The 23,369-nt window shown below is 63.8% G+C and carries 19 protein-coding genes; 17 read left to right on the forward strand and 2 right to left on the reverse strand.

Annotated elements, in window-relative coordinates; all coding sequences use genetic code 11:
• The first annotated feature begins 216 nt into the window (after positions 1 to 216).
• The 6 genes from ehuA (at position 217) to PQR02_RS25285 (ending at position 5,774) form a co-directional block, all read left to right on the forward strand.
• A complete protein-coding gene (gene ehuA, locus PQR02_RS25260) occupies positions 217 to 1,119 on the forward strand; it encodes an ectoine/hydroxyectoine ABC transporter ATP-binding protein EhuA (RefSeq protein WP_408237523.1) in 903 nt (300 codons plus the stop codon).
• Positions 1,120 to 1,201: 82 nt separating this feature from the next.
• On the forward strand, positions 1,202 to 2,044 hold the full coding sequence (ehuB, locus tag PQR02_RS25265) for an ectoine/hydroxyectoine ABC transporter substrate-binding protein EhuB (protein ID WP_408237526.1): 843 nt from the start codon (positions 1,202 to 1,204) through the stop codon (positions 2,042 to 2,044).
• Positions 2,045 to 2,116: 72 nt separating this feature from the next.
• Positions 2,117 to 2,776: an ectoine/hydroxyectoine ABC transporter permease subunit EhuC gene (ehuC, locus tag PQR02_RS25270; protein ID WP_408237529.1), complete on the forward strand. Its 660-nt coding sequence runs from the start codon at positions 2,117 to 2,119 to the stop codon at positions 2,774 to 2,776.
• A 4-nt stretch (positions 2,777 to 2,780) separates the two neighbouring features.
• Entirely contained in the window at positions 2,781 to 3,440 is a 660-nt protein-coding gene (gene ehuD, locus PQR02_RS25275) for an ectoine/hydroxyectoine ABC transporter permease subunit EhuD (RefSeq protein ID WP_408237532.1), read from the forward strand.
• A 3-nt stretch (positions 3,441 to 3,443) separates the two neighbouring features.
• Complete coding sequence (gene eutA / locus PQR02_RS25280; protein WP_408237535.1) at positions 3,444 to 4,217, forward strand: ectoine utilization protein EutA; 774 nt, start codon at positions 3,444 to 3,446, stop codon at positions 4,215 to 4,217.
• 207 nt (positions 4,218 to 4,424) lie between these two features.
• Entirely contained in the window at positions 4,425 to 5,774 is a 1,350-nt protein-coding gene (locus PQR02_RS25285) for an MFS transporter (RefSeq protein WP_408237538.1), read from the forward strand.
• Between the two features lie 281 nt (positions 5,775 to 6,055).
• Here PQR02_RS25285 and PQR02_RS25290 read toward each other — a convergent pair whose 3' ends face one another.
• Positions 6,056 to 7,009 (reverse strand): LysR family transcriptional regulator, encoded by a 954-nt coding sequence (locus PQR02_RS25290; RefSeq protein ID WP_408237541.1) that lies wholly within the window; start codon positions 7,007 to 7,009, stop codon positions 6,056 to 6,058.
• Between the two features lie 344 nt (positions 7,010 to 7,353).
• Between PQR02_RS25290 and PQR02_RS25295 the strand changes: the two genes are divergently transcribed.
• The 9 genes from PQR02_RS25295 to PQR02_RS25335 all read left to right on the forward strand — a co-directional run bounded on the left by PQR02_RS25295 (position 7,354) and on the right by PQR02_RS25335 (position 19,610).
• Positions 7,354 to 8,850: a UbiD family decarboxylase gene (locus PQR02_RS25295; protein WP_408237544.1), complete on the forward strand. Its 1,497-nt coding sequence runs from the start codon at positions 7,354 to 7,356 to the stop codon at positions 8,848 to 8,850.
• Between the two features lie 13 nt (positions 8,851 to 8,863).
• Positions 8,864 to 9,529 (forward strand): UbiX family flavin prenyltransferase, encoded by a 666-nt coding sequence (locus PQR02_RS25300; RefSeq protein WP_408237547.1) that lies wholly within the window; start codon positions 8,864 to 8,866, stop codon positions 9,527 to 9,529.
• Positions 9,526 to 12,588: a xanthine dehydrogenase family protein molybdopterin-binding subunit gene (locus PQR02_RS25305; protein WP_408237550.1), complete on the forward strand. Its 3,063-nt coding sequence runs from the start codon at positions 9,526 to 9,528 to the stop codon at positions 12,586 to 12,588. The genes PQR02_RS25300 and PQR02_RS25305 overlap by 4 nt, the downstream gene beginning before the upstream one ends.
• Positions 12,585 to 13,406, forward strand: a complete 822-nt coding sequence (locus PQR02_RS25310; RefSeq protein ID WP_408237553.1) for an FAD binding domain-containing protein — start codon at positions 12,585 to 12,587, stop codon at positions 13,404 to 13,406. The genes PQR02_RS25305 and PQR02_RS25310 overlap by 4 nt, the downstream gene beginning before the upstream one ends.
• A gap of 29 nt (positions 13,407 to 13,435) precedes the next feature.
• Positions 13,436 to 13,963, forward strand: coding sequence for a (2Fe-2S)-binding protein (locus tag PQR02_RS25315; protein WP_408237643.1), 528 nt, complete (start codon positions 13,436 to 13,438; stop codon positions 13,961 to 13,963).
• A complete protein-coding gene (locus tag PQR02_RS25320) occupies positions 13,956 to 15,542 on the forward strand; it encodes an AMP-binding protein (RefSeq protein WP_408237556.1) in 1,587 nt (528 codons plus the stop codon). Before PQR02_RS25315 ends, PQR02_RS25320 begins: the two co-directional genes overlap by 8 nt.
• Positions 15,535 to 16,341 carry an enoyl-CoA hydratase/isomerase family protein gene (locus tag PQR02_RS25325; protein WP_408237559.1) on the forward strand — a complete coding sequence of 269 codons (807 nt, stop codon included), beginning with the start codon at positions 15,535 to 15,537 and terminating at the stop codon, positions 16,339 to 16,341. The genes PQR02_RS25320 and PQR02_RS25325 overlap by 8 nt, the downstream gene beginning before the upstream one ends.
• A 36-nt stretch (positions 16,342 to 16,377) precedes the next feature.
• Positions 16,378 to 18,120 carry a GMC family oxidoreductase gene (locus tag PQR02_RS25330; RefSeq protein ID WP_408237562.1) on the forward strand — a complete coding sequence of 581 codons (1,743 nt, stop codon included), beginning with the start codon at positions 16,378 to 16,380 and terminating at the stop codon, positions 18,118 to 18,120.
• Between the two features lie 110 nt (positions 18,121 to 18,230).
• Positions 18,231 to 19,610: an MFS transporter gene (locus PQR02_RS25335; protein ID WP_408237565.1), complete on the forward strand. Its 1,380-nt coding sequence runs from the start codon at positions 18,231 to 18,233 to the stop codon at positions 19,608 to 19,610.
• A gap of 109 nt (positions 19,611 to 19,719) precedes the next feature.
• Here the strand turns inward: PQR02_RS25335 and PQR02_RS25340 are convergent, their stop codons facing one another.
• Positions 19,720 to 20,661 carry a LysR family transcriptional regulator gene (locus tag PQR02_RS25340; protein WP_408237568.1) on the reverse strand — a complete coding sequence of 314 codons (942 nt, stop codon included), beginning with the start codon at positions 20,659 to 20,661 and terminating at the stop codon, positions 19,720 to 19,722.
• 573 nt (positions 20,662 to 21,234) lie between these two features.
• Here PQR02_RS25340 and PQR02_RS25345 point away from each other — a divergent pair.
• A complete protein-coding gene (locus PQR02_RS25345) occupies positions 21,235 to 21,936 on the forward strand; it encodes a FadR/GntR family transcriptional regulator (protein ID WP_408237571.1) in 702 nt (233 codons plus the stop codon).
• Between the two features lie 143 nt (positions 21,937 to 22,079).
• Complete coding sequence (gene lhgD / locus PQR02_RS25350) at positions 22,080 to 23,276, forward strand: L-2-hydroxyglutarate dehydrogenase (protein WP_408237574.1); 1,197 nt, start codon at positions 22,080 to 22,082, stop codon at positions 23,274 to 23,276.
• Positions 23,277 to 23,369 lie beyond the last annotated feature (93 nt).

Consider the following 23,369-nt stretch of genomic DNA (forward strand, 5'->3'; position numbering starts at 1 on the left):
ATGTGCTAGTTCAATGTTCGTGGCGTTATCGATCGGCGCAGCATGGTTGTTGCAGTGGACCGTGCGCTGCCTTCTCTCGCGCGGAAAAAAAGAATTGTTCTAGAGCAATCGGATCGCAAATATTGCTTTGTATTCTGGTTCGCATCACTGGCGTTTCCCGCGCCGCTGCCGCATCCATTCACTCAAGTCATGAACGACGAACGGGATCGAATCGATATGAACACCGCGCGAGCTACCGACCTGTTGAGCCCTTCAGACATCGTCCCAGCGAGTCTTTCTTCCGGGCGCGCGGCCGCGCCCAACGCTACGCTAGCGCGCCGCGACGACAGCGCGGCGACGAAACCATTGATCCGGCTCGACCGGATCACGAAACGATATGGCGCACTGACCGTGCTCGACGAACTGTCGCTGGACGTGATGCCCGGCGAGAAGCTCGCGCTGATCGGCCCGTCGGGATCGGGCAAGACGACGATTCTGCGCATTCTGATGACGCTGGAGACGATCGACGGCGGCCATATCGAAGTCGATGGCGAACAGCTGTTTCATATGCCGAGCGGTGGCCAGATGGTGCCCGCGAACGAACGCCATCTGCAAAAGATGCGCGAGAAGATCGGCATGGTGTTTCAGCACTTCAATCTGTTTCCGCACAAGAGCGTGCTCGACAACGTGACGCTCGCGCCGATGCTGACGAAGAACGAGAGCCGCGAGTCTGCGGAAAAGCGCGCGCTCGAACTGCTCGATATGGTCGGCATGGCGGACAAGGCGAAGAGCCGTCCCGCGCAACTGTCGGGTGGGCAGAAGCAGCGCGTGGCGATCGCGCGGGCGCTCGCGCTCGCACCGCGGATCATGCTGTTCGACGAAGTGACGTCCGCGCTCGACCCCGAACTCGTGGAAGAAGTCCTGAACGTGATGCAGCGGCTCGCGCGCGAGACCGACATGACGATGCTGCTCGTCACGCACGAGATGGGCTTCGCGCACGACTTCGCCGATCGCGTGCTGTTCTTCGACCGCGGCAGGATCGTCGAAGAAGGCAAGCCGGAAGACATCTTCACGCATCCGACGCACGAGCGGACCCAGACCTTCCTTCGCAAGATTCTCGCCGCGGGGCATCGAATCTGAGTCGAGCCGCAACACATTGTTTTCCCACGCTGCACATCACTCACAACTAAGCCATACCAATACGCCATAGGAGCCAGAGATCATGAAGCTGAAGGGGATTCTGATTGCGGGAGGGCTGTCGCTGCTGACGCTCGCGAGCCTCGCTCATGCCGCCGACGACAAGCTCACGCAGCTGCGCCAGCAAGGTTTCGCGCGCATCGCGATTGCGAACGAACCGCCGTTCACCGCGGTCGGCGCCGACGGCAAGGTGACGGGCGCGGCGCCGGATGTCGCGCGCGCGGTGTTCAAGAAGCTCGGCGTCAACGACGTCGTTGCGTCGGTCTCCGAGTATGGCGCGATGATTCCGGGCCTCGCGGCGGGGCGGCATGACGCGATTGCGGCGGGGCTCTTCATGACGCCGCAACGTTGCGCGGCCGTCGCGTATTCGCAGCCGGTGCTGTGCGCGGTCGAAGCGTTCGCGGTCAAGAAAGGCAACACGAAGAGCATCAAGACCTACGAGGAAATCGCGAAAGATCCCAAAGCGGTGATCGGTGTGGAAGGGGGAACCACCGAACAGAAGCTCGCGAGCGCCGCGAACATTCCGACCGATCGCGTGATCATCGTGCCGGACGGGCAAAGCGGTCTGAAGATGCTGCAGGACGGCCGCATCGATGTATTCGCATTGCCGCTGCTGTCGATCAGCGATCTGCTTTCAAAAGCGAAAGACCCGAACCTCGAATCGATCGCGCCGGTGCAGAACACGCCGGTGCAATGCGACGGCGTCGCGTTCCGCAAGCAGGACACCGCGCTGCGCGATGCATTCGACGTCGAGCTGAAGAAGATGAAGGAATCCGGCGAGTTCGCGAAGATCGTCGAGCCCTATGGCTTCTCGGCGAAGGCCGCGATGTCGACGAGCCGCGAGAAACTGTGCGCGGCGAAAAACTGAGTCCGCGGTAACACGCCATGCGCGCGGAATCCTAGCGCGCATGGCTTCCCCAACATAGCGCGAGGTGCGTCGATGAACCACTGGTCCGGCTATTTGCAGCTGATTCTGCAAGGGGCGCAGACAACCGTCGAACTGACGTTGATGGGCGCGGTACTCGCGCTCGTGATGGCGTTCGTCGCGGGGCTCGGGCGCCTGTCGCGTTTTTCCGTGGTGCGCGCATTGGCCACCTCGTATATCGAGTTCTTTCGCGGCACCTCGATCTTCGTGCAGTTGTTCTGGGCGTACTTCGTATTGCCGATGGCCGGTCTGACGCTGACGCCGCTGCAGGCCGGCGTGCTCGCGCTCGGCTTGAACGTCGGTGCGTACGGTGCCGAAGTGGTGCGCGGAGCGGTTGCCGCCATCGGCAACGAGCAGCGCAGCGCCTGTATCGCGCTGAATCTTTCCCGCTATCAGCGCATGCGGCACGTCATCCTGCCGCAGGCCTTGCCGCTGATGCTGCCCACGTTCGGCAACAACGCGATCGAGTTGCTGAAGGGCACGGCCGTCGTCTCATTGATCTCGCTCGGCGACATGACGTTCCAGGCGCAGGTGGTGCGCTCGCAAACCGGCAACACGCTGATCCCGTTCGCGACGATTCTCGCGCTGTACTTCGCAATGGCCTGTCTGATCTCTTTCGGTATGCGCAAGCTGGAAAACCGGATGAGTTTCGGTCTCGACCGCATCAGGAGATAGACGTATGGAATGGGACTGGAGCTTCGTGCGCGAGATTCTGCCGATCCTGCTGCAAGGGCTGAAGATCACCGTGCTCGCTACCTTGCTCGGCGCGGTGGTGGCGGCCGTGGTCGGCATGGCGATCGCCATTTTGCGGCTGGCGCCGAATCGCGTGGTGTCGCGCGGCACGTCGGCGGTCGCAAGTTTTATTCGCGGCACGCCGCTGCTCGTGCAGCTGTATTTCGTGTTCTACGTGCTGCCCGATATCGGCATACGGATGCCGGCGCTCGCGGCCGGTGTGCTTGCGATCGGCGTGCATTATGCGACGTACGCGGCCGAGGTCTATCGCGCCGGCATTGAAAGCATTCCGCGCGGGCAGTGGGAAGCCGCGAAGGCCTGCAACCTGCGCCCCGCGCAAACATGGCAGCACGTGATCCTGCCCGAAGCGGTGCCGCCGATGCTGCCCGCGCTCGCCAATTATCTGATCTCGATGTTCAAGGAAACGCCGTTGCTGTCGGCAATCACGGTCCTCGAATTGATGAATCAAGCGAAGATCATCGCGAACACTGACTACCGCTATCTGGAACCGATGACGCTCGTCGGCGTGCTCTTCCTGATTATCAGCCTGATCGCGGTGGCCTGTGTGCGGCTACTTGAGAAGCGCTTTCCCGCGCCGGGGCATTGAACGATGCAAACAGCTATTCGGCAGTTCACGTGCGCGCCGCATTTGATCGAACGCCCTTTCGACAAACGCATCGGCCTCGTGATTCTCGCGACCGATCACACCACGGAGCCGGACTTCGCCGCGCTGGTCGCGAACGAGCCTATCGGCATCTATGTGAATCGCGTGCCCTACGCGAACCCGGTGACACCCGACAATCTGCGCGCGATGCAACCGTCGCTGACCGCGGGCGCGGCGCTGATCCTACCCGACGAAACGCTCGACGTCGTGATGTTTTCGTGCACGTCGGCATCCGTGATGATCGGCGATGCGCAGATCGAGCGCGCTATTCAGGCGGCTAAACCATCGGCCCGAGTCGTCACCCCAACCGGGGCCGCGGTCACTGCGCTCGACACGCTCGGCGCGCGGCGTATCAGTGTGCTGACGCCGTACACCGCCGATACGAGTCAACCGATGGCCGAATACTTTGCCGCGCAAGGCTTCGCTATCGATCGCTTTACGTGCATGGGTCTGACCGACGATCGGGAGATGGCACGGATTTCGCACGACGATATCGTCGCCTTCGCGTGCGACGCGATGGCCCGGGACTCCGATGCGTTGTTTATCTCGTGCACCGCGGTGAGGGCCGCGCCGATTATCGCTCGAATAGAAGCCGCCACGGGCAAACCAGTGGTGAGCAGCAATCTCGCGACCGCATGGATGTGTTTGCGGCTGTGCGATGAGAACGAGGCGAGGCCGGCGCAGGGCCGTTTGATGACGCTGCCGTTGTCGATGCGCTGAATGCAGTGCCCGAGGCCGATCGGGTTATTTTCCCGACCGCGCAGGACGCGTCGTTGACGCACGCGTACGGATTACCGCATCCGCTACCGGCTTGATGGAAAACCCCGATGCCTGCATCGTCCTAGAACATCGTTGCGGGCGCGCGTCGTCGGTATCGTGGACTCGGGCGACGTTGCCTGTGTCGCAAAGAGACATTTAGGAGGAGAGATGCACTACGTACATTCATGGACCGCGCTGACCGCGCAACCGCAGGCGCGTAGCCTGTTGCGACGCGCGATCGCCGCGTCGGCACTCGGCAACGCAACCGAATGGTTCGACTACGGTATTTACGCCTATGGTCTGAGCTATATTTCGGCGGCGTTGTTCCCCGGCAGCACCGCGCAGGCCACGTTATTCGCGCTCGCGACGTTCGCCATTTCGTTTCTCGTGCGTCCGCTAGGGGGTCTGTTCTGGGGACCGCTCGGCGACCGCCTCGGCCGCAAGCACGTGCTCGCCTTGACGATCATCCTGATGTCGGTCGCAACGTTGCTGGTCGGACTTGTGCCGACTTACGCGAGCATTGGCTGGTGGGCGCCGGCAATACTGATCGTGCTGCGAATGATTCAGGGCTTTTCGACGGGCGGCGAATATGGCGGCGCGGCGACTTTCATGGCCGAATACGCACCCGATAAAAAGCGCGGCTTTTGCGGCAGCTTCCTCGAATTCGCGACACTGTCGGGTTTCTCGCTCGGCGCGTTGCTGATGCTCGGTTGCTCCGTCGTGCTCGGCAATACGGCGATGCATGCCTGGGGATGGCGTTTGCCGTTTCTGGTCGCGGCTCCGCTCGGACTGATTGGTTTCTATCTGCGCTCGAAGCTCGAAGACACGCCGGTCTTTCGCGAACTCGAACAATCGATGCACGAGGAGCAGCGTAGCCGCGTCACGCTGAAAGCGTTGCTGCGCGACTATTGGAAACCGTTGATCCAGCTCGGCGGACTCGTGGTCGCGTTGAACGTCGTCAACTACGTGCTGCTCGCCTATATGCCGACTTTCATGCAGAAGCAGCTGGGCATGAGCGACAATATGTCCTTGCTCGTGCCGCTGATCGGCATGCTTGCGATGATGGTGTTTCTGCCTTTTGCGGGTGCGTTCTCGGATCGCGTCGGACGCAAGAACGTCTGGTGGTTTTCACTGATCGGCCTGTTCGTCGCGGCGATTCCGATGTTCCTGCTGATGAAGCTCGGCCTGGTCGGTGCCATGATCGGCTTTTCGGTGCTCGGTCTGTTGTACGTGCCGCAGCTCGCCAGCATCTCGGCGATGTTTCCCGCGATGTTCCCGACGCAGGTCCGTTATGCGGGGATGGCGATTGCCTATAACGTGTCGACGTCGATTTTCGGGGGTACCGCGCCGATGGCGAACGAATGGCTCGTCGCGCATACGGGCAATGCGCTGGTGCCCGCTTATTACATGATGGCCGCGTGCGTCGTTGGCGCGATTGCGCTGCTCTTCGTCACCGAAACGCGCGGGTGTTCGTTGCGCGGGTCAGGCATTCCGGGGAAGCAGGAAGTGATTGGTTGAAGTGACATGGCGTGGCCGGCCGCCTATCGCTGCGGTTCGGTCACGCGCGAGCAAAAGCGCCTGTTGCAACAGGCTTTCGCGATCGCGTCAAACGCGAGGGCTTGCATAGCGAGCGAGTCTGCTTTCAATCGCGCGACGCGTCAACGAATCATCCGTCGCTACGTCGCGCTCATCGTGCTTACGACTTCGCACCGCTCATGAAAGATCGCATATCGGCAATACGAACTTCGTCTGGCTTGGCCGCTCATGTCCTGATGGCTTTCTTACAGGACGGAAACTGATCATGGATGAATTCTCGAAGCGGTGGTCCCTTGATCATGCGTGGCACAGGGCGCTGATTCGCTCGATACTTCACGTAATTCGTCGGCGATGATGTCGATCAGCGCTTCGGCAGCAGCGCTCAACGGCCGCCGCGGATGACTGATTCGCACGATATGGCGTACGATGCGCGGCGCGAGAATCGGATAGGCGCGCAACGCCCCTCGACGCACTGCGCGTTCAACCGCGATGCGCGGCAGGATCGTCGCAAAGCGGGTGCTTTCGACGAGCTTTACGATCGTGCTCAACACATCGATTTCGAAGCGCGGCGCAAGCAGCACGTCCTCATGCTGCGCGGCCGTATCGAGCACGCCGCGCAGGCCGTGGCGCTGGGTGGGCAGCACGAGTTCGAGTTCGGGCAATTGCGCGAGCTCGATCGCATGCGGCAGTTCGGGGCCGTGTTCGGCGCTGGTGACGAGCACCATCTCTTCATCGAGGAGCGGCTGCGAGTCGAGCGACAGGCGCGAGCGTGGCTTGTTGATCAGCGCGGCGTCGAGCTGGCCGCCCGACACCCAGTCGATGAAGGTCGCGGTGTAGCCGTCGGCGACGGTGACTTCGACATGCGGATAGCGCGCGTGAAAGCGTGACAGCGAATCGGCGAGCACGCTTTCCGTCACCGATGCGATCAGTCCGATCGACACGTGGCCCGTCACGATCTCGTGGCGCTGAACCATTTGCTGACGTGCATGCGCGAGATCGCGGATGATCGGCAGAAAGAGGCGGTACATCAGCCGTCCGGCGGCGGTGGGCGCCATGCCGTGCGCGCCACGGTCAAACAGCTGCTGATGCAGTTCTTCCTCCAGCTTGGCGATCTGCATGCTGAGCGCCGGTTGCACGATGTTCAGGCGCTTGGCGGCGCGTGTCACGGAGCCGTCCTCGAAAAGCGCGATGAAATACTGGATCTGCTTCAGGTCCATGCGAGGTCCATTTGATGTCCCGAAGGGCGCCGCGGGGTGCATCACGAAAGTTAATATCCGCTGCGCGGTCTATCAGGTCACTCACGAGAGCCGGTGGCCACAGCACACCGCGTAACTATCTGAATCGCTGAGAAAGACCCTGGCCGGAAGCGTTGTCTATTGATAACCGAGAGCACGAAGGGCGTCATCGGGGCTAACACTGATATCAAAACTAATGATGAAAAACATCAAAAAACAATATTAGAAGTTATAGCCCGTTCTCGCTACGCTTCATTCCAACTTGCTGCATGTCCGCCCGACAGAATCGTTCCGGCACCCGACGGCAAGCACCGATGGAGACGTCAATGAACTCACGCGATGCCGCAGGCAGCGGCACACCTCAATCCTCATGGGCGCCGCAGAGCACCGCGCCGACGCTGCGCCACTGGCTTGAACGCCTGTCGGCAACGGGCCGCGTCGCGACGATCGAGCAGCCGGTTTCACTCGAACACGAACTCGCGGCAGTCGCCAAACGGCTCGACGGCGAACAGGCCGCCCTCTTTCTCAAGCCCGGCGGCCACGCCATTCCGGTGGTGAGCGGCTTCATGTCGAAGCGCGCGTGGATTGCCGAAGCGATGGGCGTGCCCGAGGCCGCGCTGCTCGAACGCTTTCGCGATGCGGCCGCGCATCCAGTTGCCTGGCACGAACTGCCACGCGAAGAGGCCGCGTGCCAGCAGGTCGTCCGCACGCAGGGCATCGATCTGCACGCATTGCTGCCGATCCCGACCCACAGCGAGCACGACAACGGTCCCTACATCACGGCCGGCCTCGTGATTGCGCGTAATCCGCGTACCGGCATCCAGAACGTGTCGATCAACCGCATTCAGGTGCACGCCCCGGACCGCATGGCGATCCTGATGTTGCCGCGTCATCTGCTGGCGTTCTATCAGGCCGCGGAAGCGGCGGGCGACGCGCTCGACGTGGCGATCGCGATCGGCGTCGATCCGTTGACGATGCTGGCGTCGCAGGCCATTTCCCCGATCGACAACGACGAACTGGAGATCGCCGGTGCGTTGCACGGCGTGCCGCTGCCGGTCGTGAAATGCGTGACGAACGACGTGCGTGTACCCGCGTTTTCGGAAATCGTGATCGAGGGCCGCATCCTGCCCAAGGTGCGCGAGCCCGAAGGTCCGTTCGGCGAATTTCCGAAGTACTACAGCGCGCGCGAAGCGCGTGAGGTGATCGAGGTGACGGCGGTCACACACCGCGAACAGCCCATTTATCACACGATTGTTCCGGCTGAAATGGAGCATCTGCTGCTCGGCGCCATTCCGCGCGAAGCGACATTGCTGGCGCATCTGCAGCGCAGCCATCCAGGCGTGAAGGACGTGGAGTTGTCGGTGGGCGGCGTGTGTCGGTATCACCTGTGGGTCCAGTTCGACAAGAAGCGCGAAGGCGAAGCGAAAAACGTGATCTTGGGCGCGTTCGGCGCGCACTACGACATCAAGCAGGTGGTCGTCGTCGATACCGATGTGGACGTGCACGATCCCGCCGAAATCGAATGGGCGATCGCGACGCGCTTCCAGGCGGATCGGGATCTCGTGATCGTGGCCGGCGCACAGGGCTCGCCGCTCGATCCGTCGACGACCGTCGGCCAGCCCGACGATGCGCCGCCGCACATGCAGGGCGTCAGCGCCAAGATGGGTCTCGACGCGACGCGCCCGGTCGTCTATCCGGCACATGTATTCACCCGCGTGCGGATTCCGGGGCAGGACACCGTTGATCTCGACCGGCTCGTCGCCACGAGCAACGCGGCGTTCGATGCCTACCTGCACAGCGGCCAGCTGCGCGACGCGGTCTGAGCGAGGCATAGCCATGCAGTCAACGCAAACGCGTGAACGGATCGTCGTCGGCATTTCGGGTGCGAGTGGTGCAGTCATCGGCGTGCGACTGCTGGCGGCCTTGCGCCGGCTCGGCACGGCCGAGACGCATCTGATCGTGTCGCCCTCGGGCGCCATTACCGCCGCGCAGGAGCTCGGTCTGACGCGTTCGGACCTCGACGGCCTCGCCGACGTCGTCCACAACGTGCGCGACATCGGCGCGACGGTGGCGAGCGGCTCGTTTCTCACCGCGGGCATGGTGATCGCGCCGTGCTCGATGAAAACGCTGGCGAGCGTCGCCAACGGTTTCGCCGACAACCTGCTGACGCGCGCCGCGGACGTGATGCTCAAGGAGCGTCGTCGCCTCGTGCTCGTCGCGCGGGAAACGCCGCTCAATCTCGCCCACCTGCGCAACATGACGCTCGCCACCGAAATGGGCGCGATCGTGATGCCGCCGGTGCCCGCGTTCTATGCGCACCCTCAAACCGTCGACGACATCGTCGATCACACGGTCGGCCGGATCATGGATCTGTTCGGCATCGAGCATCGCGAGATTGCGCGCCGCTGGAGCGGTCTTGCCAGCGAGTTCAACCGACGCGGGAACGACGAGGGCGACGACGCCCATGCAACCGCCACGCGCGGGCAGGGAGCAATGAAATGAATCAGCGCGATACGGTTGCCGAACTGGTAGCGGAGGCACGCCCCGCTGGCGAGCCCGAAACGTCGGCTGAACGCCAGCGCCAGCGCCATGTGGGCCGCTCGATGGAACGCGTCGAAGATCCGGCGATCCTGACCGGCCGCGGACGTTACGGCGACGACATCGCCGTGAAACCCGGCACGCTGCACGCCGCGGTGTTGCGCTCGCCGCACGCCCATGCGGAACTGCGCAGCATCGATACGGACGCTGCGCTGAAACTGGCCGGCGTGCGCGCCGTGCTCACACGTGACGATCTGCCGGGTTGGTCGCGGCCGTTCGTGGTCGGCGTGAAGTCGCCGATGGAGCAGTGGGCGCTCGCGATGGATCGCGTGCGCTATGTCGGCGAGCCGGTTGCTGTGGTGCTGGCCGAATCGCGTGCGCTCGCTGAAGACGCGCTCGATCTGATCAAGGTCGAGTACCAGACGCTGCCGCCGGTGACGTCGATCGAAAATGCGATCGCCGACGATGCGCCCGTTCTGCATCCGAAGGTCGGCACGAACGTGATCAGCGATCGTCACTATCGCTATGGCGAGCCCGAAGCGGCATTCGAACGCGCGCCGCATCGCGTGACAATCGACGCGCACTATCCGCGCAACACCTGTGCGCCGATCGAATGCGGCGTGGTGATCGCCGAGTATCTGTCCGGCGATGAAGGCTATGACGTCACGTCGAATTTCATGGGGCCGTTCTCGCTGCATGCGGTGATGTCGATGGCGCTGAACGTGCCGGCAAATCGTCTGCGGCATAAGGCGCCGCGCGATTCGGGCGGCAGCTTCGGCGTGAAACAGGCGGTGTTTCCGTATGTGGTGCTGATGTGCCTTGCGTCGCGCAAGGCGGGCGCACCGGTGAAATGGGTCGAGGATCGCCTCGAACATCTGAGCGCGGCCACCTCCGCCACCGCGCGACTGACGACGCTCGAAGCCGCCGTCGAGGGCGACGGCCGCATCACCGCGCTCTCATACGACCAGATCGAGGACTGCGGCGGCTATCTGCGTGCGCCGGAGCCTGCAACGTTCTACCGGATGCACGGCTGCCTGACGGGCGCATACGCGATTCCGAATCTCGTCGTGCGCAACCGCGTGGCGCTCACGAATAAAACGCCGACGGGCCTCGTCCGCGGTTTCGGTGGACCGCAGGTGTATTTCGCGCTTGAACGTCTGATGCAGCGCATCGCGATCGAACTGAAGCTCGATGTGCTCGACGTGTATCGCCGCAACTTCGTCGCCGCCGATGCGTTCCCGTATCGCGCCGCAGCGGGTGCGCTGCTCGATTCCGGCAACTATCAGGAAGCGCTGCGCCGCTCGCTCGCTGAAGGCGGCTACGACGAACTCGTCGCGCGTCGCGATGCAGCGCGCGGCGAAGGACGTCTGTATGGCATCGGCTTTGCGGCGATCGTTGAGCCTTCCGTGTCGAACATGGGCTACATCACGACCGTGATGCCCGCCGAGGCGCGCAAAAAAGCCGGCCCGAAGAGCGGCGCCATCGCGAGCGCGACGGTCAGCGTCGATCTGCTCGGCGGCGTGGTCGTGACGGTTGCATCGACGCCGGCGGGGCAGGGACATATGACGGTCTGCGCGCAGGTCGTGGCCGACGTGCTTGGTCTGAATCCGCGGGACATCGTCGTCAACGTCGAGTTCGACACGCACAAGGACGCGTGGTCGGTGGCGGCAGGCAACTATTCGAGTCGGTTTGCCGGTGCGGTGGCCGGCACGGTGCATCTGGCAGCGATGCGTGTGCGCGACAAGGTGGCCCGCATCGTCGCGCAGCAATCGGGTTGTGCGCCCGAGGACATCTGTTTCGAAGACGGCCGCATCTTTGCGAAGGGCAAGGAAGACCGCGCGCTGCCGTTTGGCCGCGTCGCGAGCAATGCGCCGCACTGGGCGCCCGCGCTGTTGCCCGAAGGCGAAGAGCCGGGCCTGCGCGAGACGGTGTTCTGGACGCCGCCGCACATGGACGCGCCCGACGAGCAGGATCGCATCAACACATCGGCGGCCTACGGTTTCGCGTTCGACATGTGCGCCGTCGAAGTGGACCGCGCAACCGGCCGCGTGCGCATCGACCGCTATGTGACCGCACACGACGCCGGCACGCTGCTCAATCCGGCACTCGCCGACGGCCAGATTCGCGGCGCGTTCGCGCAGGGCCTGGGCGCGGCACTGATGGAAGAGTTCCGCTACGGCGCAGACGGCAGTTTCCAGTCGGGCACGCTCGCCGACTACCTGATGCCGACCACCTGCGAAGTGCCCGACCCGGTGATCGTGCATCTGGAAACGCCGTCGCCGTTCACGCCGCTCGGTGCGAAAGGGCTCGGCGAAGGCAACAACATGAGCACGCCCCCGTGCATCGCAAATGCGGTGGCCGATGCACTCGGCGTCGAGGATATCCGCTTGCCGCTCACGCCCGCGAAGGTGATGCACCTGATCGGCATCGACGATCCACCGCCTTCACGTCCCGAGTTACTCGAAGCGGCGGCGGCCGCCGCGCCGAACAAGGCGCTCGCAGGCGGCAAGGCGCTGACGGCGCGGGGCACTGTCGATCTCGACGCCAAACCCGAAGCGATCTTTGCGGTGCTGATGGACCCGCAGGCGCTCGCGAAGGTCATTCCAGGCTGCCACGCGCTCGAAGCGACCGGACCAAACCAGTATCGCGCGGATGTGACGGTCGGCGTCGGCATGATCAAGGCACGCTTCGAAGCGCGGATCGGCTTGTCGGATATCGACGCACCGCATCGTTTGCGTCTGGCAGGCGCCGGCAGCTCGCCGCTTGGCACGGCGCGTGGCGAAGGGCTCGTCGAACTGACGCCCACCGAGCAGGGCACGCGGCTGTCGTACGACTATGAAGCGCAGGTGTCCGGCAAGGTTGCGGCAGTCGGCGGACGGATGCTCGAAGGCGCGGCGAAAGTCGTGCTGCGGCAACTGTTCGAATCGCTGGGCCGGCAAGCGTCAGGCAAACCCGTCGATCAAGGCCGCGCGCAAGGCTCGTGGCTCTCGCGCTTCCTCGCGTTCTTCAGGAGCAGAACATGAAACCGGCGCCGTTCGATTATCTGCGCGCGACGAGTACCCAACATGCGCTCGAAGCGCTCGCGCATGGCGGCGAAGACGCGCGCGTGCTGGCCGGCGGCCAGTCGCTGATGGCGGTGCTGAACATGCGCCTCGCGCAACCGCGCTGGCTCGTGGATATTTCCCGCACCGACGAGTTGAATACGGTGCGTGTCGACAACGAGGCGGGGCAGCTCGTTGTCGGTGCGGCGGCGACGCAGGGCAACGTCGAGTGGCGCCCGTCGCTGCGCGACGAAGTGCCGTTGCTCGCTCTCGCGTTCCCGCTCATTTCCCACTTTCAGATCCGCAATCGCGGCACCGTATGCGGCTCGATCGCTCACGCGGATCCGAGCGCCGAGTTGCCTCTCGCATTGGCAGCCCTGGGCGGCGATGTGCTGCTGCGCTCGACAAAACGCAAGCGCGTGCTCGCCGCCGAGGACTTTTTTCAGGGGATGTTGATGACGGCGCGCGAGCCGGACGAACTCGTCGAGGCCGTGCGTTTTCCGCTGAAAAAGCCGGGCGAGCGCTACGCCTTCGCGGAATTCTCCGCACGTCATGGCGATTTCGCGCTCGTGTCGTGCGCGGCGGTGGTGACGAATAACGCGATCCGGCTCGCAGTGGGCGGCGTCGCCGACCGGCCGGTGGTGGAGCGCTGGCCGCGTCTGCAGGGCGACGACCTGCGTGCTGCATTGAACGATTTGAGCTGGAAGCTGGGCGCGCAGGACGACGCGCATGTCAGTGCGACGTATCGCCGGCATCTGGTCCGGCAACTGGGATGGCGCGTGATAGAGGAGGCGAAGTGAGCAAGACCCCGAAGACCCCTGTTAATACCGTGCCGCAGGGCATACAACCGCGCGGCGAACGGCGGCGAATCACCGTGACGCTCAACGGCCGCGAACGCAGCGGCTATTGCGAGCCGCGCGATTTGCTGTCCGATCTTCTGCGGCACGAACTGGGCGCAACCGGCACGCATGTCGGATGCGAACACGGCGTGTGCGGCGCCTGCACGGTTCATATCGACGGTGTGGCGGGACGTTCGTGCCTGATGCTCGCGGGTCAGGCCGACGGCCGCCGCATCGATACGGTAGAAGGCCTCGCGCCCGACCAGACGCTTGGCGACCTTCAGCAAGCGTTCCAGCGACATCACGCGCTGCAGTGCGGCTTTTGCACCGCCGGCATTCTGATGTCGTGCGCCGACTATCTGAAGCGCGTGCCGGATCCAAACGAGGCGCAGGTGCGCGACATGCTGTCAGGCCATCTGTGCCGCTGCACAGGCTATACGCCGATCGTCGCCGCCGTGCTCGATGTGGCGGCGCGCCGGCGCAAGGCGCAGGAAGAGAAGGAGACCAGCGATGCTTGATCTCGGCCGAACCTTTCTGCAAAGCGTGGAGCGTAGCCCGAGCGCGCTCGCGCTCGTCGATGGCGAACTGACGCTTACGTATGCGCAGTGGCACCGGATCATCCTGAACGTTGCGGACGGTCTGCGCGAACTTGGTCTTGCACACGGCGACCGTCTGCTCGTCGTGCTGCAAAACCGCTGGGAAATGGCGACGCTGCACTGGGCGTGCCAGTTCGCCGGCGTAGTGATCGTGCCGCTGAACTGGCGGGCGAAACCCGACGAGCTCGATTACTGCGTGACCGATGCGGGCGTCAAGGCCATCGTGTACGAGCCGGTTTCCGCCGAAGCCGTCACGCAAAGCGCCGCCGCGAAGGCCGTTGCGCGCATTGCGCTGGACGATGCGGCGGGCGCGTCGATTTCGTTCGAGGCACTGCTGCGCGAGCGTCGGCACGAAGGCGCAGCTACGGCCGCGGCCACCCCGCAGGCCACCGCGGAAGACTACTCGCTGATCCTCTACACGTCCGGCACCACGGGCAAGGCGAAGGGCGTGCCGCGCCGGCATCGCCACGAACGCGCCGCCGCGCTCGCGCACGTCGCACAGAACCTCTATCGCCACGGCGAACGCACGCTCGGCGTGATGCCCCTCTATCACACGATGGGCGTGCGCTCGCTGCTGGCGATGGCGCTCGTCGACGGGCTGTTCGTCTGCGTGCGCCGCTGGAATGCGACCCTTGCGCTCGATTCGATCTGCACGTACCGGCTGACGTGTCTGTATCTGGTGCCCACGCTCTATCACGATCTGCTCGCCGCGCCGGAGTTCGCGCGCACCGACAAAAGTTCGGTGACGAAACTCGGCTTTGCCGGCGCGCCGATGAACGACGGTCTGCTGAAGCGTCTTTCGGCTGCTTTCAAGCCGGAACTGTTCGTCAATCACTACGGCTCGTCCGAGGTCTACACGTTCAGTATCGATCAGGACGCGACGCTCAAACCCGGCAGCGCGGGCCGCGCCGGCATCAATACGCGGCTGCGCGTCGTGAAGCTCGACGCAACGTCGCCCGACGAACTCGCGCAAACCGGCGAAGAAGGCCAGATCATCGCGGACCTGCTCGGCGACGAGTCGTTCGAAGGCTACTGGAACCGGCCCGACGCGAACGCGAAGTCGCTGCGCGACGGCTGGTATTTCACCGGCGACACCGGCTACTTCGATAACGACGGCGATCTCTTCGTGTCGGGCCGCGTCGACGACATGATCATCAGCGGCGGCGAGAACATCTCGCCGGTCGATATCGAATCGGTGTTGTCGCTGCATCCGGCGGTGGACGAAGTGGCCGTCGCCGGCGTGAAAGACGAGCGCTGGGGGCAGCGTGTCGTCGCCTTCATCAAGCGCAGCGAATACGTCGAAGCCCAGGCGCTCGATGACTTTTGCCGGACTTCCGATCTCGTCAACTTCAAGCGCCCGCGCGAATACGTGTTTGTCGACGACATTCCGAAATCGCCGGTCGGCAAGATCCTGCGCCGCAAGCTTTCCGCAGGCGAGTACGAACCGGAGCACGGCGCCGTACAACCTGACCGAACCACAAAAGGAGTAACACATGACTGACCTGACTCATCGCGGCCAGACGCTGCTGCAGGAACTCGACGGCTTCTCGATCGAAATCGACGCCGCGCGCGAACGCGCCGACATCATCCTGCACCGCCCGCCGTTCAACGTGATCTCGATGCATGCACGCGACCAGTTGCGCGCCGCATTCGAAGCACTCGACGAAGACGACCGTGTCCGCGTGATCGTGCTGCGTGCGAAAGGCGAGCACTTTTCGAGCGGTGGCGACATCAAGGGCTTTCTCGAAGCGTCGCCGGAACACGTGTCGAAGCTGGCGTGGAACGTCGCCGCGCCCGCACGGTGCTCGAAGCCGGTGATCGCGGCCAATCGCGGCTTCTGCTTCGGCGTCGGTTTCGAACTGTCGCTCGCGTGCGATTTCCGCATCGCGACCGACACCAGCTTCTACGCACTCCCGGAACAGAAGCTCGGCCAGATTCCGGGTTCAGGCGGCTCGGCGCGTCTGCAGAAGATGGTCGGCGTCGGCCGCACGAAGGACATCGTGATGCGCTCGCGCCGCATTCCGGGCAAGCAGGCGTATGACTGGGGCATCGTGGTCGACTGCGTGCCCGATGCGGAGCTCGAAGCCGCGACCGATGCACTCGTCGACGAGTTGCGCGCCTTCTCGCCGCTCGCGCAGCGCACTGCGAAGAAGCTGCTCAACGACACCGAAGACGCGCCGCTTTCGATCGCGATCGAACTGGAAGGACATTGCTATAGCCGGCTGCGCAGTTCGGACGATTTCCGTGAAGGCGTCGAAGCGTTTCATGGCAAACGCAAGCCCATGTTTCGCGGTAGCTGATAGCAGCGCATAGATCGAGCAATTCAGGAGACAGGCATGGAGCGGGGAAGCGCGTGTTTCGATTATGTGATCGTCGGCGGCGGGTCGGCAGGATGCGTGCTCGCGCATCGGCTGTCGGCCGTGCCGTCGGTGAGCGTCGCACTGATCGAGGCGGGCGCGGATACGCCGCCGGGCGCGGTGCCGGAGGCGATCCTCGACAGCTACCCGATGCCTGTTTTCTGCGGCGAGACCTGGATCTGGCCTGAGCTCAAGGCGAAGGCCACGCGTAAGTCGGCGGCTAAAGTCTATGAGCAGGGCCGCGTGATGGGTGGCGGTTCGAGCATCAACGTGCAGTCGGCCAATCGCGGCCTGCCGCGCGACTACGACGACTGGGCCGCGAGCGGTGCGGCAGGCTGGGCGTGGGATGACGTGCTGCCGTATTTTCGCAAGCTCGAGAGCGACGTCGACTTTCCAATGGGTCCGCTGCACGGCGCGGATGGGCCGGTACCGATCCGCCGCATCATGCCGCAGCAGTGGCCGCCGTTTTGCCACGCGTTCGCCCACGGATTGCGCAGCAACGGCTTCGCGGCGTTGCAGGACCAGAACGCGCAGTTCGACGACGGCTATTTTCCCGGCGCGTTTTCGAATCGCGACGACCGGCGCGTATCGACCGCGGTCGCCTATCTCGATGCACAAACGCGCAAGCGGCCGAACCTGCAGATCTTTTCGAACCTGCGCGTCGAGCGCATCGTGATGGAAGGGGTGGCTGCACGCGGCGTGGTTGCCGTTTCGCCGCACGGCGAGCGACTGCGCTTCAACGCGCTGGAAACGATCGTGTGCGCCGGCGCGTTGCAGTCGCCGGCACTGTTGATGCGCGCGGGCGTTGGCGACGCGAGCGAACTGCGCGCACTCGGCATCGAGTGTGTGCTCGATCTGCCGGGCGTCGGGCGGAATCTGCAGGACCATCCGTCGCTGACGTTCTGTCATTTTCTCGAGCCGCGCTTTCGCATGCCGCTCGCGCGGCGCCGCGCCAGCATGACGGCAGCGCGATTCACCTCGGGTGTCGCGGATTGCGAGGCGTCCGATCTGTATCTGTCGAGCGCGACGCGCGCCGCGTGGCATTCGCTCGGTAACCGGCTGGGCCTGTTTTTCCTGTGGTGCAACCGTCCGTATTCGCGCGGCCGCGTGCAGCTCGTTTCGAGCGATCCGTTCGCCGCACCGCAGGTCGATCTCAATCTGCTCGACGACGAGCGCGATGTCGCGCGGCTCGCCGCGGGCGTGCGCATGCTGGCCCGCGTGGTCGCGGCCTCGGGACTGAGCACGGATCAGCGCGACTTCTTCCCCGCCGCTTTTTCGCCCCGCGTGAAGGCGTTGAGCCGCGTGAGCAAAACCAATGCAGTGATCACGTCGCTGCTGGCACTGCTGCTCGATACACCCGCACCGATGCGTCGGGCATTGATCGAACGCTTCTTCACGCGTGGCGTGCAGATGTCGTCGGTGCTCACTAATGAAAGCGCATTGAACGACTTCATTCGGGCGAATGTGTTCGGCGTCTGGCATGCGAGCGGCACTTGCCGGATGGGCGACGCGCGCGAGCGCAGCGCCGTGACCGATCCCGAAGGGCGCGTACACGGCGCGCATGGACTGCGGGTGGTCGATGCGTCGCTGATGCCGCGTCTGCCGTCAGCCAATACGAACATTCCGACCATCATGATCGCCGAGAAGATCGCCGACGCGATGCTTGGCAAGACGCAATTTGCGGCGCAAGACGAGCGCAGTTTGACTCGCCTGACCTCATAACGATTTTCGTCAACGCAACAAGAGCGCGCCGTGCCTTTGACGAGGCTGAAGCGCGTCGCATCGGGTGAGTCCGGATCTGGGACAGCCCGGTATTAATTTAGGAGATGATGATGTCCGTTGCAGCGCAAAGTGGCGCCGCCGTGCCCGCAATCAACAGGCGGCAGGTGATGGGCGCAGTGGTAGCGTCGTGTCTGGGATGGGCACTCGATCTGTTCGATCTGTTCGTCCTGTTGTTCGTCGCACCGGTGGTCGGCCGGTTGTTCTTCCCCTCCGAACACGCGATGCTGTCGCTCGCCGCGGTGTATGCGTCGTTCGCCGTCACGCTGCTGATGCGGCCGCTCGGATCCGCGATGTTCGGCTCGTATGCGGACCGGCGTGGCCGCAAGGGCGCGATGATTCTCGCGGTGGTCGGTGTCGGTCTGTCGACGGCGGCGTTCGGTTTGCTGCCGACCGTCGCCCAGGTGGGCGTGATCGCGCCGGTGCTCTTTCTGTTGCTGCGTCTTGTGCAGGGCGTATTCGTCGGCGGCGTGGTGGCGTCGACGCACACGATCGGCACGGAATCCGTTGCGCTGAAGTATCGCGGTGCGGTGTCGGGGCTGATCGGCGGCGGCGGGGCAGGCCTGGGTGCGCTGCTCGCTTCGCTCACCTATCTGGCGATGTCTTCGCTGTTTCCCGGCGACCTGTTCGACGTGTGGGGCTGGCGCTGCATGTTCTTCACCGGGATCATCAGCTCGGTGCTCGGACTCTTCGTCTTCAATAGCCTCGAAGAATCGCCGCTGTGGAAGAAGCTTGCCGAGGAAAAAGCCGCGCGTGCCGCCGCCGACAAGACGCGTAACGCGCCGGTCGAGGTGGTTCGTTCGCCGATCCGCACGCTGTTCTCGCGCGACTATCGTTCGATCCTGTTCGTCAACCTGCTGCTGACGATCGGCGGCGGCAGCGGTTATTACCTGACGTCGGGTTATCTGCCGACCTTCCTCAAGGTCGTCAATCACGCACCGAATGGGACGGCTGCTGCGATCCTTATGTTGTGCAGCGTGGCCGTGGTAATCGCATCAGTCGCGGCCGGTCACCTGAGCACGTTCATCGGCCGCAAACGGACCTTCATCCTGCTCGGCGCAATCCGTCTGTTTGCATTGCCCGCACTGTTCCTGCTGTTGCCGACGGCGCAGACCCTCACGATGGTCGGTGTCTACGCGGTCATCCTGAGTGCGCTCGGCAGCGCCGGTTATGCGCCGATTCTGATCTTCCTGAACGAGCGGTTTCCGACGGCGATCCGCGCGACCGGCACGGGTCTGTCGTGGAATATCGGCTTTGCGATCGGCGGGATGATGCCCACGCTCGTCTCGCTGGTCGCGAAGACGCCACTCGATCTGCCGATGACGCTTGCCGTGTTCGTCGGCGCGATCAGCGTGATCTTTCTCATCGGCGCGTTCGTCGTGCCGGAGACGCTCGGCAAGCTCGACAACACGCCGGTGCGGGATCCGTACTGATCGCGCTACCGCGCGCGACAGGCCGACTGGCGTCGCGCCGTTCGCTACCCGCAGCGATGCGCGTAGCGACGGGCGCGAGCCGGCGGAAGGCCGGCGCCAGCGAAGCGGCTCACGCCTCGTTGCCGTTGGCCGGATCGGGGTCCGCGATCTCGATCCCCGTCGTGACGCGACGGATCTGGTCGGCGATGATATCGATGAGCTCGGTCGTGGCAGGACCGATCGGCCGCTTCGGATGGCTCACGCAAACGATGTGACGCACGATACGCGGCGCCGAGATCGGCGTCGCGCGCAGCAGGCCGTCGTCGACCTTCCGCTGCACGACCACGCGCGGCATGATCGTCGCGATGCTGCCTTGTTCGACAAATTGCACGATCGTGGTCAGCAGGTCGATCTCGAACTGCGGCTTGATCACGATGTCGGCATTCAGCAGCGCGGCGTCGAGCACGCCGCGCAGGCCGTTGCGGCGCGTCGGCAGCACGAGCTCGAGCTCCGTCAGCGCGGATGCCGTAATGGTGTCGGGCAGCGCAGGGCCGTGTTCCGCGCTCGTGACGAGCACCATCTCTTCGACGACTAGTGGAGACGTATCGAGCGACAGGCGCCCGCGGGGCCGGTTGATGATGGCCGCGTCGAGCCGGCCCGCTTCCACCGCGTCGATCAGTTGCGCGCTGAAACCATCAGCCACCGACACCTCCACATGCGGATAGAGTGCGTTGAATAGCGCGAGCGATTCCGGCAATACGCTCTGCGCTTCCGACGCCACCATCCCGAGCGAGATACGCCCGGCCACGATCACATCGTGCCGGCTGAGCTGCTCGCGCGCGTGGTCGATGTCGCGCATGATCGGCATGTAGAGGCGGTACATCTGCCGTGCGGCGTCGGTGGGCGTCATGCCATGCGGGCCGCGCTCAAAGAGCCGGCTGTTCAGTTCCGTTTCGAGCTTTGCGATCTGCATGCTGAGCGCGGGCTGCACGATATTGAGCCGCTTGGCGGCGCGTGTTACGGAGCCATCTTCGAACAGCGCGATGAAATACTGAATCTGCTTTAGATCCATGAGCCGGGAGGCGAGGGAGCGATGGCCAGACATCGAGTGTAACGACATCGACGCGTGGGGGCAACGGCGAACCCGATTTCATCTCGAAGGAAGCACACTGGGTCCGCGCGTTGCCTGAGCGTTTTCGACAGTCAGTCGTTTGGCGGATGGGCGGCGCCCGGCATTCAGATGTTCCATATTCAGTTCGTTTGATACCTGACGCGCGACTCTCGTAGGACTGCTATCCACCAGACAAGGAACATTCGAAGCCACGCACCTTCACGCTGCTCCACACGCTCGATCGCCCCAGACCAGGCGAACCCATTCCGTTTCCGGACTCCGGAGCAGCCCCGAACTCCACCGGACACGGTGATCAAAGGATGGCGCGATTCCGGACGGGCACTGATCCCGGTCGATAGGAGCGGCGGGGAGGGACGGCGCCATGGCCTCTCCGGTGGCGGCGTGGTCCCCGCTTGTCGCGCAGGGCTAAAGAGAATGTCATGCGGGCTCTGTGAGCCTGCGAGTTCGGCCACCGCTTGACACTTTTTAAGTAACTCGGTATTGTCTGACAACCTGATTAAAACGAGACTCTTGATGCTTGAGCTTGAACGTCCCGATTCGCTTGTGCAGCGGGTGGTAAGCGCACTGCGCGCGGAAATTGATGCTGGTCATTTTCCCGCCGAGTCGCGCCTGCCCACGGAGCAGCAACTGTCGGAACGGCTCAACGTGAGCCGCTCAGTTGTGCGCGAGGCAATCGCGCAGCTGAAGTCGGACGGCGTGCTGGTTGCCCGGCGCGGCGCAGGGTCTTTCATTTCGCAGACGCCCTCGGGCACGGTTTTCCGGCTGCCGAGTGGCGGCAAGCAGAAGCTGGATCTTGCCCAGCTTTTCGAAATGCGTCTGTGGATCGAAACGCAGGCGGCGATGACCGCAGCTCGCCGGCGTACGCCCGAAGATCTGAAGCGCATGAGCGACGCGATCCGCGAGATCGAAAAGAAACGCCTTGATTTCGACGCGGCTTCCGCAGCCGATGTCGCGTTTCACCGGGCCGTCGCCGCGGCCACCAAGAACGAGTATTTTGTCGCGTTCCACGATTTCCTGCGCGGCCAACTGATGGCAGTGCGGCGCGCGCAGTGGGCCAACACGGCGAGCCACGCGGGCGACTACGCGCGCCAGGAACACGGCGAACTGTACGACGCCATCGAGCGTGGCGACCATCGGGCCGCTGCCGAATCGGCTGAGCGGCATCTGCGCGCAGCAGCCAAACGCCAGAAAATCGATTTACCCCCTAGCGATTGACGATAGCGGGCGGGCGGCGCGGACCTTCGGGTCATTCGCTCACCCGCGAGGCGGTTCTCTTTTTTTGGCTAGTTAGTCGGACAACCTGATAAGCGGACGAGAAAGCAGTAGCACGCTAGATCCGCCAAGTGCGAAGAAGAAACATGACTTATGACTTTTGCATCATCGGTGGCGGCATCGTCGGTCTCGCGACGGCGATGGAGTTGCTGCAGCGGGAGCCCGCGGCTTCACTCCTGCTGCTCGAGAAAGAGACCACGCTCGCGAAGCATCAGACCGGGCACAACAGCGGCGTGATTCACGCGGGCATCTACTACCAGCCGGGCAGTCTGAAGGCGGAATTGTGCAAGCGCGGCGCCGAGGCAACCAAGCAGTTTTGCACGGAGCATGCGATTCCGTTCGACGTGTGCGGCAAGCTGTTGGTCGCGTCCAATCCGCTCGAACTCTCGCGCATGGGAGCGCTGTACGCGCGCTCGCAACAGAATGGTTTGCGCGTCGAGCGGCTCGACGCCGCCGAGTTGCAGCGCCGTGAGCCGAACATCGTCGGTCTGGGTGCCCTGTTCCTCGATGCGACCGGGATTGTCGATTACCGTCAGGTATGCGAAGCGATGGCCCGCGTCATCAAGAAAGCAGGCGGCGATATTCGCCTCGGCACGCAGGTCACGTCGATTGCCGAGTTGGGCGATTACGTCACCGTCGGCGCCGCGGATGAACAGCAATGGCGGGCGAAGAAGCTTGTGGTCTGCGGCGGCCTGCAATCTGACCGGCTAGCCAGGCTTGCGGGCGTGAAAATCGATCACCAGATCGTGCCGTTTCGCGGCGAGTACTACCGCTTGCCGGCCTCGAAGAACGACGTGGTGCGCCATCTGATCTATCCGATTCCCGACCCGGATCTGCCGTTTCTCGGCGTGCATCTGACGCGGATGATCGACGGTAGCGTGACAGTCGGACCAAATGCGGTGCTCGGGTTCGGCCGCGAAACCTATCCGAAGCTTTCCATCAATCTGCGCGACGTCGCCGAATACGCCGCTTTCCCCGGCTTCTGGAAAACCATCTGGCGCAACCTGGGCTCCGGCATGGGCGAGATGAAGAACTCGCTGTTCAAGCGCGGTTATCTCGATCAGTGCCGCAAATACTGCCCGTCGCTGACGGTCGACGACCTGCTGCCTTACGAAGCCGGCATTCGCGCGCAAGCCGTGATGCGCGACGGCACGCTGGTGCACGACTTCCTGTTCGCCGACACACCGCGCATGGTGCACGTGTGCAACGCGCCTTCGCCGGCCGCGACCTCCGCCATGCCGATCGGCTCGATGATCGCCGATCGCATTCTGAAGGCCGCGTAACTGACTGGCACCCATCGGCACGCTCATTGAACAACACCGTTTCCGCCGACGAGGCCGGTCATCGCCTCGTTGGATTTTCTGTTGTGTCCGCCG

It is taken from the genome of Paraburkholderia sediminicola (assembly GCF_046026895.1).
GTDB classification, from domain to species: domain Bacteria; phylum Pseudomonadota; class Gammaproteobacteria; order Burkholderiales; family Burkholderiaceae; genus Paraburkholderia; species Paraburkholderia sediminicola_C.